At 42.9% G+C, this 14,251-nt stretch carries 12 protein-coding genes; 9 read left to right on the top strand and 3 right to left on the bottom strand.

Translation table 11 applies throughout. The features are described from left to right. Positions 1-186 precede the first annotated feature (186 nt). Together R7Z77_RS14495 and R7Z77_RS14500 are read right to left on the bottom strand one after the other, a co-directional pair. Positions 187-2,805, bottom strand: coding sequence for an SLBB domain-containing protein (locus R7Z77_RS14495; RefSeq protein ID WP_301949469.1), 2,619 nt, complete (start codon positions 2,803-2,805; stop codon positions 187-189). A gap of 66 nt (positions 2,806-2,871) precedes the next feature. After that, positions 2,872-3,390: a porin family protein gene (locus tag R7Z77_RS14500; protein WP_025534585.1), complete on the bottom strand. Its 519-nt coding sequence runs from the start codon at positions 3,388-3,390 to the stop codon at positions 2,872-2,874. Positions 3,391-4,351: 961 nt separating this feature from the next. Between R7Z77_RS14500 and R7Z77_RS14505 the strand changes: the two genes are divergently transcribed. The 9 genes from R7Z77_RS14505 to R7Z77_RS14545 all read left to right on the top strand — a co-directional run bounded on the left by R7Z77_RS14505 (position 4,352) and on the right by R7Z77_RS14545 (position 13,563). Continuing rightward, the gene (locus R7Z77_RS14505; protein WP_253644383.1) at positions 4,352-4,561 is read left to right on the top strand and encodes a hypothetical protein; all 210 of its coding nucleotides are present in this window, start codon (positions 4,352-4,354) and stop codon (positions 4,559-4,561) included. 69 nt (positions 4,562-4,630) lie between these two features. After that, positions 4,631-5,305 carry a YjbF family lipoprotein gene (locus R7Z77_RS14510; RefSeq protein WP_253644382.1) on the top strand — a complete coding sequence of 225 codons (675 nt, stop codon included), beginning with the start codon at positions 4,631-4,633 and terminating at the stop codon, positions 5,303-5,305. Then, complete coding sequence (locus R7Z77_RS14515; protein ID WP_301949468.1) at positions 5,302-6,066, top strand: capsule biosynthesis GfcC family protein; 765 nt, start codon at positions 5,302-5,304, stop codon at positions 6,064-6,066. Before R7Z77_RS14510 ends, R7Z77_RS14515 begins: the two co-directional genes overlap by 4 nt. Further along, the gene (locus R7Z77_RS14520) at positions 6,063-8,261 is read left to right on the top strand and encodes a YjbH domain-containing protein (protein ID WP_301949467.1); all 2,199 of its coding nucleotides are present in this window, start codon (positions 6,063-6,065) and stop codon (positions 8,259-8,261) included. Before R7Z77_RS14515 ends, R7Z77_RS14520 begins: the two co-directional genes overlap by 4 nt. A 123-nt stretch (positions 8,262-8,384) precedes the next feature. Next, positions 8,385-9,326, top strand: a complete 942-nt coding sequence (gene rfaD, locus R7Z77_RS14525; RefSeq protein WP_253644379.1) for an ADP-glyceromanno-heptose 6-epimerase — start codon at positions 8,385-8,387, stop codon at positions 9,324-9,326. A gap of 112 nt (positions 9,327-9,438) precedes the next feature. Then, positions 9,439-10,428 carry a lauroyl-Kdo(2)-lipid IV(A) myristoyltransferase gene (lpxM, locus tag R7Z77_RS14530; protein ID WP_318136723.1) on the top strand — a complete coding sequence of 330 codons (990 nt, stop codon included), beginning with the start codon at positions 9,439-9,441 and terminating at the stop codon, positions 10,426-10,428. After that, complete coding sequence (gene waaF / locus R7Z77_RS14535; RefSeq protein WP_104975770.1) at positions 10,425-11,483, top strand: lipopolysaccharide heptosyltransferase II; 1,059 nt, start codon at positions 10,425-10,427, stop codon at positions 11,481-11,483. Before lpxM ends, waaF begins: the two co-directional genes overlap by 4 nt. After that, positions 11,477-12,721, top strand: a complete 1,245-nt coding sequence (gene waaA / locus R7Z77_RS14540) for a lipid IV(A) 3-deoxy-D-manno-octulosonic acid transferase (RefSeq protein ID WP_318136724.1) — start codon at positions 11,477-11,479, stop codon at positions 12,719-12,721. Before waaF ends, waaA begins: the two co-directional genes overlap by 7 nt. Before the next feature lie 2 nt (positions 12,722-12,723). After that, positions 12,724-13,563 (top strand): glycosyltransferase family 2 protein, encoded by an 840-nt coding sequence (locus R7Z77_RS14545; protein ID WP_104975768.1) that lies wholly within the window; start codon positions 12,724-12,726, stop codon positions 13,561-13,563. 96 nt (positions 13,564-13,659) lie between these two features. On the opposite strand, the gene R7Z77_RS14550 is transcribed toward R7Z77_RS14545, so the two are convergent. After that, on the bottom strand, positions 13,660-14,241 hold the full coding sequence (locus R7Z77_RS14550; protein ID WP_104975767.1) for an acyltransferase: 582 nt from the start codon (positions 14,239-14,241) through the stop codon (positions 13,660-13,662). Positions 14,242-14,251 lie beyond the last annotated feature (10 nt).

Genomic DNA, 14,251 nt, shown 5'->3' on the forward strand with positions numbered 1-14,251 from the left:
GTACAGCGATTATCCATTGAAGATATGACTTTCAGCTATCGAGAGCGTGTTGATTCGATTCCTAGCCTCGCTGGAATGACGTTTTATATTTCCTATACGAAGCACTTCGAGCCATACCTTCTTACTTTTGAAGCGAAGTAAGAGGTGTTTGGTCCCAGAGACCTAGCCCCTAGGACCGAAGCTTTTTTACTTCAATGCGTTGATTGCTACACCTGTTTGGTAAAGGATTTGCGTTGCGGCAGTCCAAGTGCTCAGCGCGTCACGGTAGTCCGTATCTATTGGAACAACAATCGTATCACCGGCACTTAGCTCTTCATTGTTATTACCAAACCAGTAGCCTGACGTCGGTTTATAAACAGAGCCGTCGGCACGTACGACGAAAATACGGTCTTCATCTGCTTGTTTTTTCGCACCACCCGCTTTGTTCAGGTAATCATCCACATCCAACTTACTATCTCGTAGATAAGTAATTGGAACCTGAACTTCACCCATAATCGATACGGTGTTACGGAAGGTCGGCACAAATAGGAAATCGCCGTCTTCTAGCATAAAGTCAGCAGAACGCTCATCTTTAATAATACGATTGAGCTGAACGACCATACGGCCAAGTGCTTTGCTGCGACTAGCTTCCTCGACAAATTTCAGTGTTTTATCTGGGTCAGAAATAATGGAACCTAAGTTACTGTCGGCACGGAAAGTCTTCTTGGCTGTTTCTGCACGCACGTCAGCAGCATACTCGTTAAGTAGCTTCTGCTCTTTTAGTCGAAGTGCTTCACGAGTAAATATTGCCCCTTGAGGGTGAGCAAACTCAGTAAGACCACCAGCGCGCTCGAGTAGCTCTCCGAGCGTTTCACCTTGGCGTACAGTATAGTTACCCGGGAAGCGAACTTCGCCTTGCAAAGTCACTGTGCTTTGCAATTTCACATCCTGCTTTTGGAGAACGTTTAATCTATCTCTTCCACTAATAATTACATCATGGTTAATGTCACCTTGAATGGCCTTAATAAGATTAATTCGCTCTATACCAACAGATGCTCTTTCATCAAGGTTATTAATGGTGCTTCGCGCAAGCTCTGCATTGCTGAAAGCACTATAAGTCAAACCACCTGCAGCCTCTAATAGGATAGATACTGTCATACGTGAAGTAATTGGGTAGCGTCCTGGATATTTTACTTCGCCTGTTACTTCAACGATTTGTGGTGGTATGCCCAATCGAGCTTGCTGCTGCAGCTTAAGTAAAACAGGAGCTAATAAAGCTGTACGAGTGTTCTGTTTTAAACTATTAAGTTGCTCTCTTGAAACAGGCTTACCTTGCCACATCATACGAATGTCAGTCTGAGAAACATTTTTCGCCGACTCAACAGCTTGCTCACGTTCTTTCTCCTGAGCTTGTTCTAAACTCTTCGCTTTATCTTCAGTTTCTAATAACGATTCAACATTCGTAATGCTTAATCGGTTAAAGACCAATACTCGGTCACGAGAATTAAGTTGTATGTTATCTTTGCTGCCTGGCGATAAGATCGCTTTTGCAAGGTTAACTTGATGGACTTCTATATCTCGTTGCGGATTGACTTCTCGTACGACTACGGCGTAATTAACATCTGCAGTTGAGTTGAAGGAAGAGTCAACAGAGTGAAAAAGGTCTGCAATCCGTAGTCCGCTATTCCATTCAACAAAGCCAGGATGGCGTACGTCACCTTCTATTTGAACATAGCGAGTTAACTCTGCGCTTTTTTTCAGCACATTGACTTCATCACCCACTTTAACTTTCGCTTGTTGGTCTTGGGCGTTAATAAAGTTCAGCGTTAATGCTTCTCGGCTACCTTCAGTGCCAAAGCGTTTTATATCGATTTGTTCAAAGAAGGCATTGGCTGTAAAACCACCCGCCATTTGAATTAATTGTTTGTAAGTTTCACCCGGTTTTACTTCATATATAGCTGGGCGGTTAACTTCACCATCAATTGAAACGGTTTGTGCCACCGAGCCAATAAACACCACATCCCCTGGCATTAAGCGCACATCGTTACGAGCATCGCCGTTTAGAAGCAAATCGTACATGTCTAGATTGCGAATAACTTGACCATCACGCTTCAACTGAATATTACGCAGCGCACCACTTTCGCCAAAGCCACCACTGTAGTAAATCGCCTGAGAAATCGTCGATAGAGCACTCACGGTATACGCGCCCGGTTTGTACGCATCGCCCATGACAAACACTTGCATGGTACGCATTTCACCCAATGAGATGTCGCTACGTACACCAATCATCTGCTCTTGTACACGCTGGTTTAGTGAATCACGCACTTCAGAAAAGCTCATGCCCGCCACTTGCACTGGACCCAATGACGGGAAATTGATGATACCTGCACGGTTAACACGAAGACGATGAGTGGTATTCTCTTTACCGAATAACTGGATAACGATCTCGTCACCCGCACCAACCGTATAGTCAGCCGGTACTGGAACATCGCTAATAGGAGCAAATGTACTTGGTGAGCCTGCAAAAAGTTCTAACCCAAAGCGTTTTAACCCTGTCTCTTGGTTTTTCTGATTTACTTTCCTATTTTGTTCATTGTCGTTCACAGGAGTACGAGGCTCAATCACCTGTGGGTTTTGGTAAGTATCTGGCTGAGAAGATGCTGATGGGATGGAAATACCATACTTACTTGCCAGTGCTTGTTGCTGACTGGCTGGTAAGCTCTTAAACATTTGAATTTGTTCTGGAGTTGGGTTCTGCGCTAACGTGTATGGCGCAAGCATACTGGCCAATACACAAACCGCAATGGAGAAATATCCTTTAAGCATGATCGATCGCTATAATATAATGAAGTGAAAAACCTAGACACAATGACCTAGGCGCTAGGTTTTTAATTAAAACCGGTGCTGGAAGCCAAGCGAAATTCCATTCAGACGGACTTTATCTTCTGCGAGGCTATCAATAAATTCAAAGACAATGGCACTTTGCTTATCGAGCGCGTAATGCGCGCCCATACCAAAGCTAAAGCCCTGATCTTTACCAGATCCAACATTTTGTTGATCAATTTGCACACTGGAGTAACCTGCCAATCCATATAGGGCGACTCGGTCAGAGACTGGAATATTAAACTTGGTAAAGCCGCTTACTATACTATCGACAGCTAATCCACCATCGCGTTCAAGAGAGGTGCCGTAACGGGCTTCGAATCCGAGGTAATCATTGAAGAAGTAGCCAGCTTGAGCTTGAAGAAGAAAAGGGCTTCCTTCAGCTACTGAAGATGAGGTGGTGTGGTGATATTCGGCGTTAGAGTAACTCAATAACGCACCTGCATAAAAATCAGCCGAAGCAGAAAAAGAGCACAATCCTAAGCTGATTGCACTCAACGCCCCTAGCCATGGTCGTTTATTAATCACGTAATTGTTCCCTATATATCGACCTACCGCAGCGCTTAAAGCGAGCAGTAAGGCATGTTAAATATCTCGCGTTCCACGCTACCGCCCTGCGGCACTTACGCGTTAGCCACTGTTCGCTGATTACCGATTCATTTCTCGGTTTATTTATATAAATATTTTTATTTAAGCCTTCAGCTTGTGAGATTAAACCAAAAAAATCATGATTTAAAGTGCTCTACAAAGCTGCCAAATTATGCATGGAATGACAGTAAACAGCAAGAGGGCGAATATGTCTAGAATGTAAGAATGGGATACTCGTTTTTAGAAAAGGTCTAGGTGGAGAGTGTTCTGACTATCGAGGTAACCGTCAAGTTAGTAATTTGTCGTTTGGGATTACGGATTACGGATTACGGATTACGGATTACGGATTACGGATTACGGATTACGGATTATTTTCCAACCACCCAATCACGATGTAAAACACTTCTGTAATCAGTATTCCAAGACAGTACACACCTGAACCTAAAGCCTAGCCCCTGCCCTTCCCCTAAACCTCACTTTACATCTTTCTCTTCCCCGTCATTCCGAGGAGTCATAGCGACATCAGGAATCTACTGACAATAAATGCGTAATCCGAGACATACATTCAACCACAACAAACTCGAGCAGCAAAAGCTTAATAGCTCTCCTTCGTCGCTGTTCAGGAAGACAACCTTAGGAAATACAGATTACGCGAAAGCTGCCTTTTCAGTATTCTATACAACAAGTACAAGCGAAGAATAACGTACAGATACCGCAACGCGTAAACCTAGAATCCAAGCCCCTCTCCCTTCCCTAGGTTGTTTATTTTCTTAAAATTAACAACCTAATAGATACGAAACTATTTACATGCTGATGATTTTTTAACTAGAATAGATCTTGGGCATGATTTTATGCTCCCAAACATCGATGTTTTATATACCGGATATAACAAGGATAAATAATGAAGAATACAGCTCTGGCTATTCTTATGGCTCTAAGTGCGTCAACAGCATTCGCAGCACCTGAAGCAGGCACAACTGAAGGCGCATCTGCTCTTGCTAGTGGTGAAGTTGCAGTAGGTGTTGGTGCAGCGGCGGCAGCAACTGTTGTAGCAGTTGCAGCGACAGACAGCGACACTACTACGACCACTGTTAATACTAATACTAACTAATTTTAGTTAAGTATTGAGTAGATAATCGCCCTGAATTATTCAGGGCGATTTTACTTTCAAGAGGGAATCATGAATATCTTTCGAGCCAAAAAGTGGAAGCACCTGCTACTAGTCCTACCTGCCGTTAGCCTTATGTTCGGATGTACTCAAAAATTCAATGATGTCACCGCAACCGTCCAAGAAGCCTATGGTAATTACATCGATGTCGAGCTCACACCTGAAGAAATTGAAACCGTACCGTACGCCAGCGCATACCTAAAACTAGGAAGTCAAAAACAAGTATTTGTTGTTTTAGCATTCGCAGACCATAACTCTCTAACTGGTAAAACGCAGTTGAAATGGGTTAGCGCAGACAAAACAATGGTAGTAACAGAAGACGGCCATATCGTTAAAACCGTTGGCTTACAGAAGAATAATATTGCCGGTGTCTATGGCCAAGTGCCTCGATATACTGCATCAAATACTGAGTATGTCCTTTCATACGACTGGGCTGAGCAATACCGCTATGGCTTTCCTGCTCGCATCACACGCACTTATCAAGGTAAAGAATTGGTCACAACTCCACTGTCTTCAACGTCAGCCCATGTATATAGAGAATCTGTTGAGTTTCCTAGTCTTTCTGAAACCGTTGAAAATCTTTATTGGGTAGATGGTGACGGACAAGTCGTGAAGACCCGTCAACATTTAGGTCCAAATATGGCACCTATTGAGTTAACGATATTAAAAGGATACAGCAAATCATGAATAAACGACTGTTATCTTTATTAAGCTTCGCTCTGTTGGCAAGCACAAGTGTTAATCCTGCTTCCGCTCAATCAACCCCAGATCAAACTACATATTTAAACGTTGAATTGATTGGTGTAGGCAAACAGTTACGATTCGAACAACCAGCACGTTTCGCGGATGTACTAAAGCATGCACAGCAGCAAGACCTGGTGTTACAATATCCTCTTGGTACAACGTTATTCGATGGCTCAAAACAAGCGTTGCGTGAATCGACCGCACTTAAAAACTCGGTTTTGAATCAAATGATTCAGCATAACCTGGTCGCACACCCATTCTATAAATACATACAAAAGCATCAATTTGCTCCGCGTGCATTTTCTGCTGTTGATCTAGATAACATTCGCTCAGATAAGTTTAAAAATTCTTTGATCGACGGTGAATTCTCTCTTGTATCCATGCCACGAGAAGAAAAAGTAATTTATCTTGGTAACTTAGATAACGTTTTCTCGGTTAAAGAACAAGCAGGCATCTCTTTAAAGCAACAGATTACCAACCTAAAACACGAGATTGGTGAACTGGCATACCCACCAATTTTGATTTATCCAGATGGCAACATCGTTCAGCCACACCACGGTTCCTGGCTAACGACACGATATTACTTGCCACCATTGACTATGGTTTATATCCCCTTTGAGGAATTTGAACATTCTGAAATGGATCAGGATATTGTTAAGTTGCTTACCCAACTGAAGCCAACCTCAATCAAGAGCCCGCTATGACGCTAATTAGAAATACTTTAACCCTTTCGTTAATGGGTCCGGCATTAGCTTGGGCTCAAGATATGCCATTTGAAGCACCACCGTTACAACCATCACAGATGGATTTTGGCGGTGTAGGCCTGATGCAAATGCCGACTGGTCGTATGGCGCCAGAAGGTGAATTTAATTTTTCCGCCACCTTCAGTAATGAGTATCAGTTTTACAATGTCACTCTACAAGTAATGCCATGGCTGGAAACAACCCTACGTTACACCTTAGTCAATGACTTATTCTACAGTAGTGACCCTGATTTTTCTGGTGATACAAAGTACACCGATAAAGGTGTCGACTTTAAAGTCCGCCTCTTAGAGGAATCTCAGTATTTACCAGAGCTTTCTATCGGTGTGCGTGATTTTGCTGGCACTGGACTATTTGATGCTGAGTTTCTTGCTGCAACCAAACGTTACTCTAACCCTAACTTGGGTACGTTCGACTTTACTTTAGGTATGGGCTGGGGTTACTTAGGCACGCGCGACAATATCAACAATGCTGCCTGTAAAGTATCAGATCGCTACTGTGATCGGCCATCCGATTATAAAGGTAATGGTGGCAGCGTAGATTTTGAGCGTTGGTTTAAAGGTCCTGCGGCTATCTTTGGTGGAGTAGAATACCAAACCTTGTACGCTCCACTACGCTTTAAGCTGGAATATGACAGCAACGACTACAGTGAAGACTTTCCTTTTGTTCGCGGTGGCGTAGACATGACTCCGCACACTCCATGGAACGTCGGTATGTTATACCGATTGGGTCATATGGCCGATCTACGCTTAAGTTATGAGCGTGGCGATACACTAGTAGCAGGCTTTAACCTATACACTAATTTCAATAACATGCCTTCATTCTGGCGTGATACACCAACACCAAAAGTGGAAGATAACCAACCAGCTGAACTTTCTCAGGTGGATTGGGAACGTGTTACTGAAGACTTAGATAAAATCGCGGGTTATCAAAATACCAACATCTATGCGAAGGATGATACGATATCGATTGTCGGTGAACAGAAAAAGTACCGCGACCGCGACGAAGCGCATGAAAAAGCGGCTGCCGTATTAGCCAACCAAATGCCAGAGAGTGTTGATACATTTACCATTAATGAGCGAAATGGTGGGTTAATAACAAACCAAACAGTGATCTCTAAAGATAAATATCGAGATTACGCTCAAGTAAACTATGTCGATGCAAAAATCGAAGATGCGGTTTCAACATCAAACCAAAAACCACAAGGTGAAGCGACTTATAATGGTTTTGAACGCATCGATTGGGGGGTTGCACCTAATGTTACTCAAACACTGGGAAGCGCAGAAGACTTTTATCTATTCAGCGTCGGTTTGACTGGCAGCGCCTCTTATTGGTTAACCGATAACCTAGAATTAGGCGGTTCGCTATACTGGGACTGGTATAACAACTACGACAAATTTAACTATATAACGCCAGAAGATGGCACAACCATTCCTCGTGTACGCACCATGGTTCGTGCCTACAAAAACGAACATGACATCACGATGTCCAACCTGCAGCTCACTTGGTTCCAGGAATACTCAGATACACTAGACCAGCAGTTCTACGCCGGTTACCTGGAGAGTATGTTTGCTGGTGTTGGTACAGAGTTACTATATCGCCCTCAAGGTTCAAATTGGGCCATCGGTGCTGACGTTAACTTAATATCTCAACGAGACCCACAAAGTTACTTTGGCGTTTACACTGATAAATGGCAGAACGTTCCAAAATATGGTGATCCATTCCAAGTCATTGATAAAGGCTTTACTGGCTTTGTATCAGGCTACTACTTTCCGCAGTGGGAGTTCATGTCTGATACAATGTTCCAGTTGGATGTTGGCCAATTCTTAGGTGGAGATAAAGGTGCTCAGCTTAATTTTGCCAAGCAGTTCAAGAGCGGCGTAATAGCTGGCGTCTTTGCGTCTGTGAGTGACTTATCAGCTGATGAATTTGGTGAAGGCAGTTTTACCAAAGGCTTCTATATTTCAATTCCATACGACATCATGACAGTTAAGCCAAGTAACAACCGAGCGAACTTCAGTTGGCAGCCACTAACGCGTGATGGTGGTCAGAAAATGAATCGAAAATATAATTTGATCGAGCTAACAGATGAACGCAACCCTTGGTACCAGCGACCAAACCACTCTGATGAGAAGTAACTAACGTAAGGGTCTAGGCTACTAGGCCCTACTTCCAATAACCTTTCTTTACCTCTTCAATAGCGCTGTATTACGTTTCTTGCTAAAATTCCTGAGAAAATTTTAATCTATGGTGGAAGTTCTATGATCATCGTAACTGGTGGTGCTGGCATGATCGGCAGCAACATTGTTAAAGCTCTCAACGCAGCTGGTATGAATGATATTCTGGTTGTCGACAACCTAAAAAATGGTAAAAAGTTTAAGAACTTAGTTGATCTGGACATCACAGATTACATGGATCGTGATGACTTCCTTACCCAAATCATGGCGGGTGATGATTTTGGTCCAATCGAAGCTATTTTCCATGAAGGTGCATGCTCTGCAACCACAGAGTGGGATGGTAAGTACATGATGCTAAACAACTATGAGTACTCAAAAGAGTTGCTTCATTACTGTCTAGATCGTGAAATTCCATTCCTATACGCATCATCAGCTGCGACATACGGTGAAACAGAAACGTTTGTTGAAGAGCGTGAATACGAAGGCGCACTCAATGTATACGGCTACTCGAAACAGCAATTTGATAACTACGTTCGTCGCCTATGGAAAGACGCAGAGGAGCATGGCGAGCAACTCTCTCAAATCACTGGTTTCCGTTACTTCAATGTATATGGCCCACGCGAAGATCACAAAGGCAGCATGGCGTCAGTAGCCTTCCACCTAAATAACCAGATCAATGCTGGTGAAAACCCTAAATTGTTTGCTGGTAGTGAATCCTTCAAGCGTGACTTTATCTACGTTGGTGACGTGAGCAAAGTAAACCTTTGGTTCCTAGAAAAGGGTGTTTCTGGCATCTTCAACTGCGGTACTGGTCGTGCTGAATCTTTTGAAGAAGTGGCAAAAGCAGTGATCAAACATCACAACAAAGGGGAAATCCAAACCATTCCATTCCCTGAACACCTAAAGGGCGCTTACCAAGAATTCACTCAAGCTGACCTTACTAAGCTTCGTGCTGCTGGCTGCGATGTAGAATTCAAGACGGTAGCTGAGGGTGTTGCTGAATACCTTGCGCTTCAGAATCATTAATACTTGTCAAAGGTGGTAGTGAAGCCTCTACCACCTTTACTCTGATACATTTACGAGTATCATTTCTAAACGTCTCCAGTTCTCTCTTCCGAAAATAGGTGCTTAAAACTTCATGACTGTTCAACGTGATGATTTCGATCCAAAAGCTTATAACCCTGAATTTGAGCGTCACTTTCTTGCGCCTAAATACTGGGGAACTTGGCTCGGCGCCCTACTATCGATGCCGTTGGCGCTTCTTCCATTAGGGGTGCAAAAATGGCTAGCCAAAGCAATTGCAAAAAAATTGGCTAAATCACGCAAAGGTCCAGCCCACAGAGCTCGGGTTAACTTTGAGCTATGTTTCCCAGACAAAACCTTTGAAGAGCGTGAAGCACTCATCGAAAAGACGCTTTACACAGCCGCTTTATTCTTTTTCCGCTTTAGCCTACTTACCTTACGTTCTCCAAAGTGGTTACAGCAACGCTGCCAAATTCGCGGCTTAGATATTTTGCAGAAGCATATCGAAAATGATGAAAAAGTCATTTTGATGGTACCGCACTCATGGGCGATCGACATTCCAGCTATTTTGTTAGCCTCTATGGGAATGCCGGTTTCTGCAATGGCTAAAAAGCAGAAAAATGAAGTCGGCGATTGGTTGATGCACAAACAACGAGTTCAGTATGGCGGTCGAGTTTATGAACGCTCTGGTGGTATAAAGCCTTTCCTAAAGTCTATTCGAGATGGCTATATTGGTTACTACTTACCAGACCAAGACCACGGTCCAGAGCATAGTGTGTTCGTGGACTTTTTCGCCACCCGAAAAGCAACCCTTCCTGGTCTTGGAAAAATTGCAAAGCTATCACGCTCCAAAGTGCTCCCTATGTTTGCTTCTATGAATACAGAAGACGGGTCGTTCGATATCGAAATTTTACCAGCCTTTGAGCTAGACAAAGGCGAAGAGCAAGACGCACGTACTTCGAATAAAGCGATCGAGTACTTTGTTTCCACTAAGCATGAGCAATATATGTGGGTGTTACAGCTCTTACACTCTCAAGAAGATGGCAATAACTATTACAATATCTTCAAGCCGAGATATGACACTGACTGGCAAGTAGAAAAATGAAAAAGATCTTAATTATCGGCCCATCTTGGGTTGGCGATATGGTGATGTCACAATCACTGTACATCGTTTTGAAGCAGCAATACCCAGAGAGCCAAATTGATGTGATTGCTCCTGGCTGGTGTAAACCGATCCTCGAACGTATGCCTGAGATCCATCAAGCGATTGAGATGCCTCTTGGTCATGGTGAGTTTAATCTACTTGGCCGCAGAGAGATTGGTAAGTCACTGCGTGAAAAGCAATACGATCATGCTTACGTACTGCCAAACTCAGCGAAGTCTGCTTTGATACCTTGGTTTGCAAACATCCCACAGCGCACAGGCTGGAAAGGAGAAATGCGTTATGGGCTACTCAATGATCTTCGCCCTAACAAAAAGTCTTTTCAATACATGGTAGAGCGTTATGTCGCTTTAGCCTACCCTAAGGTTGAAATGTTGGATTCGTCCTCCTTGGGAGGCTTAGAAACACTTCCTAGACCTAGCTTGTCTATCGATAAAAAGACTCAGCAAGGGACGCTTAACAAATTTTCTCTCGACCAAACGCTCCCAGTCATAGGCCTGTGTCCAGGTGCCGAATTTGGGCCTGCTAAAAAGTGGCCAGAAGCACATTACGCACAAGTCGCTACTCAAATGGCGACGATCGGCCATCAAGTATGGCTGTTTGGTTCTCAGAAGGACCTTGATACCTGTAATAACATTAAGCAGCTCGCACCGGCTGAGCTTCAACAGAGAATTCACGTTCTCGCTGGGCAAACCAGTTTGATTGAAGCGGTGGATCTGCTGGCAGCCTGCCAAACTGTCGTAGCCAATGACTCTGGTCTTATGCACGTAGCGGCCGCCGTTGGTTGTAATGTCGTTGCAGTCTATGGTTCAACATCTCCAAAGTACACGCCACCGCTTGCAGAAAAGGTGGAGATTGTTCACACCGACATTGACTGCCGTCCATGCTTTAAACGTGAATGTCAATTTAAGCACCTCAAGTGTTTAACTGAACTATCCCCAAAGCAAGTACTAGACAGCATTCAAAAACTCGAAGCAATCACTGTAAGCTCATGCTAATTCGTATTCTTTATACTTTATTACTCGCTCTTGCATCCCCTTTCCTATTGTTTGGTTTGTATAAAAGCAAACCAAACAAGCCCAAGTTTGGTCAACGATGGAGAGAGCATTTTGGTATTACACCAAAGCTAGAGGCAACTGAGCGCCCGATTTGGATTCATGCGGTTTCAGTAGGCGAAAGCATCGCCGCTATCCCCCTAATTAAAGAGTTGAAAAAGCAAAACCCAACCCAACCTATTTTGGTCACCACCACAACCAGCACTGGTGCGGAGCAAATTGCTAAATTAGGCGACTTAGTTGAACACCGCTATATGCCTATCGACTTTAGCTTTGCGGTGAAAGGCTTTCTTAAAGCAATACGACCAAAGCAAATGTTGATCATAGAAACTGAGCTTTGGCCAAATACTCTTCATACTGTCCATGACTCAGAAATACCGATTACTGTTGTTAACGCTCGCCTTTCTGAAAAGTCCTGTAAGAACTACGCAAAAGTACAGCCTCTTTTTAACCTATTAGTTCCTTGCTTGGATAAAGTACTTTGTCAGACAGAGTCTGATGCAGAACGTTTCGAACGTTTAGGTATCGAGAAAAACAAACTTTTTGTTACTGGCTCGATAAAGTTTGATATTCAGATATCCGAGGAAGTAAAACAGAAAGGAAAAGCGCTACGGACTGAGCTTGGGATAAAGCGACCAATTTGGATAGCTGCCAGTACTCATAAAGGTGAAGATGAGCAAATGCTAGAAGCTCACAAGAAAATCTTAGAATCTCACCCGAACGCACTTTTAATCCTTGTTCCTCGCCATCCGGAGCGATTCGATAATGTATTTGAGCGGTGCCAAAAGCTAGGTTTTGAAGCCGCTCGACGCACAAGCCGAACAGAAGTAACGGAGTCGACCCAAGTGTACCTTGGAGACACCATGGGTGAGATGCTGGTCTTGATGGGCGCTGCGGATATCTGTTTTATGGGTGGTAGCTTAGTTGGTGATAAAGTTGGTGGGCACAATGTTTTGGAACCCATCGCTCTAGGGCTACCTGTCATAAATGGCCCAAGCTACTTTAACTTTAAAGACATTGTAGAAGAATTTCGCTCTCTTAATAAAATCCATGTTATTGAAAACAGTTCTTTACTGGCAGAGCAGGTAACTGATTTACTGCGTCATTCTCAAGTCGAGAGTAACGTTACATTCGATAACAATGCACTTCACCTTACTATGACTCACATAGGTAATTTCTAGAAATGAATGAACAAGGCACCCTATTAGTTGTTTTATATAACAAGCCAGTTGCGGACTCGATAACACTTAATTCCTTGATGAATCACCCTAATGACTTAGGTCATCTCGATTTATTGATTTGGAATAATGGCCCTCAACTAGTGGATAGCGAACTTGCTGATAAATATCATAAAAAGTTTGGCAGCATCACCGTGCACCAAGACATTAGTAATGCTGCGTTGTCTAAAGTTTATAACTATGCTTTAGAGCATAACAACAATGGTTATTGTGTCATTCTTGATGATGACTCTACCGTCTCTGACAACTACATATCTGCTATTAGTGAAATTACGAGCAACTCGTGCCTTGTACCTATTTTGACAAATAATGGCGAAGTACAAAGCCCTTTAATCAACAAGAAAAAGGTAGAATCACCAGACCACGTTGAGCCATGTAAAAAAATAAGGGCAGTCGGTAGTGGTATTGTCTTAGGAAGAGAGTTTCAGAATACGCTCAAGAAAGCTTATGGTAGTGTTTTTGATGAGAGATTTTTACTTTATGGTGTAGACGCAACCTTTTTCACTCGAGTTGAAACCGCAGGTCTATTGGACAACATTAAGGTAATACCCGGCTTTGAGCATTCCTACTCTAGACTTGAATCTGGCAAAGATTCGCTGTCTGAATTCAGAAAAAAAGAACGAGCATACGATAAAGGATTACGAATCCGTTACTATAAGTCTAAAAGTAGTCTTTTCGTATACGTGCTAAAGCTACTAAAGAATATATTGTTAAAATCAGACAATCAAAAAGAGAAGTACATATTAGATGCTATTATAACTGGCAAGCACTATAGGGATAAGTAGCCTCTTTTTTATAAATTCAATACTCTCCCTGTGAGCTTAGTTCGACATGGGAGAGTACCAACGAAAGCCTTAAGTAGGTACTTTTAATTATGCCTTTTATTCAAAGTTAATATTTTCGAGCATTGCTTTTAATTGTACTTCCTTATCAAGGATCTTTTTTGCTCTTCTTGCCTTCTTAATACAAGGTGTTCCAGCGTAAATACTCCAACTTTCTAATCGTTCGGAAACCAAAGAGTTTGCTCCAACAGCAGTGCCTTCTTGTAACGTTGAACCAGGGAGAAGCACAGAGTGCGCTCCGACAATTGCATGTTTCCCCAGATATACAGGTAGCGATTTTACCTTTGTAAATTGCTCCGGAACCGTAGGGTTAGTCATTCCGTAGCCTAAATAATCATCTGATGAAGAGAAAATTGATACTCTTGAAGATAAACCCGAAAAGTCAGATAACGTAATGTTTTCAGCACCAATCAGACATGAGTATGCAGCTAGATGTACAAAGTTTCCAATGTTTATTCCACCGTTCCCAGCAGACAATATACAAAAGTCATCAATTCTGACGTTACTACCGATCGATATACTTCCCGGATTATAAATGCTCGCTTTATCTGAGATCCTAACATTCTCACCAACACTTGAAAAACCGAGGCTCTTAATTTCATTAACGGTTAGATATGACATGACTCGCTAC

It is taken from the genome of Vibrio sp. 1401 (assembly GCF_033340295.1).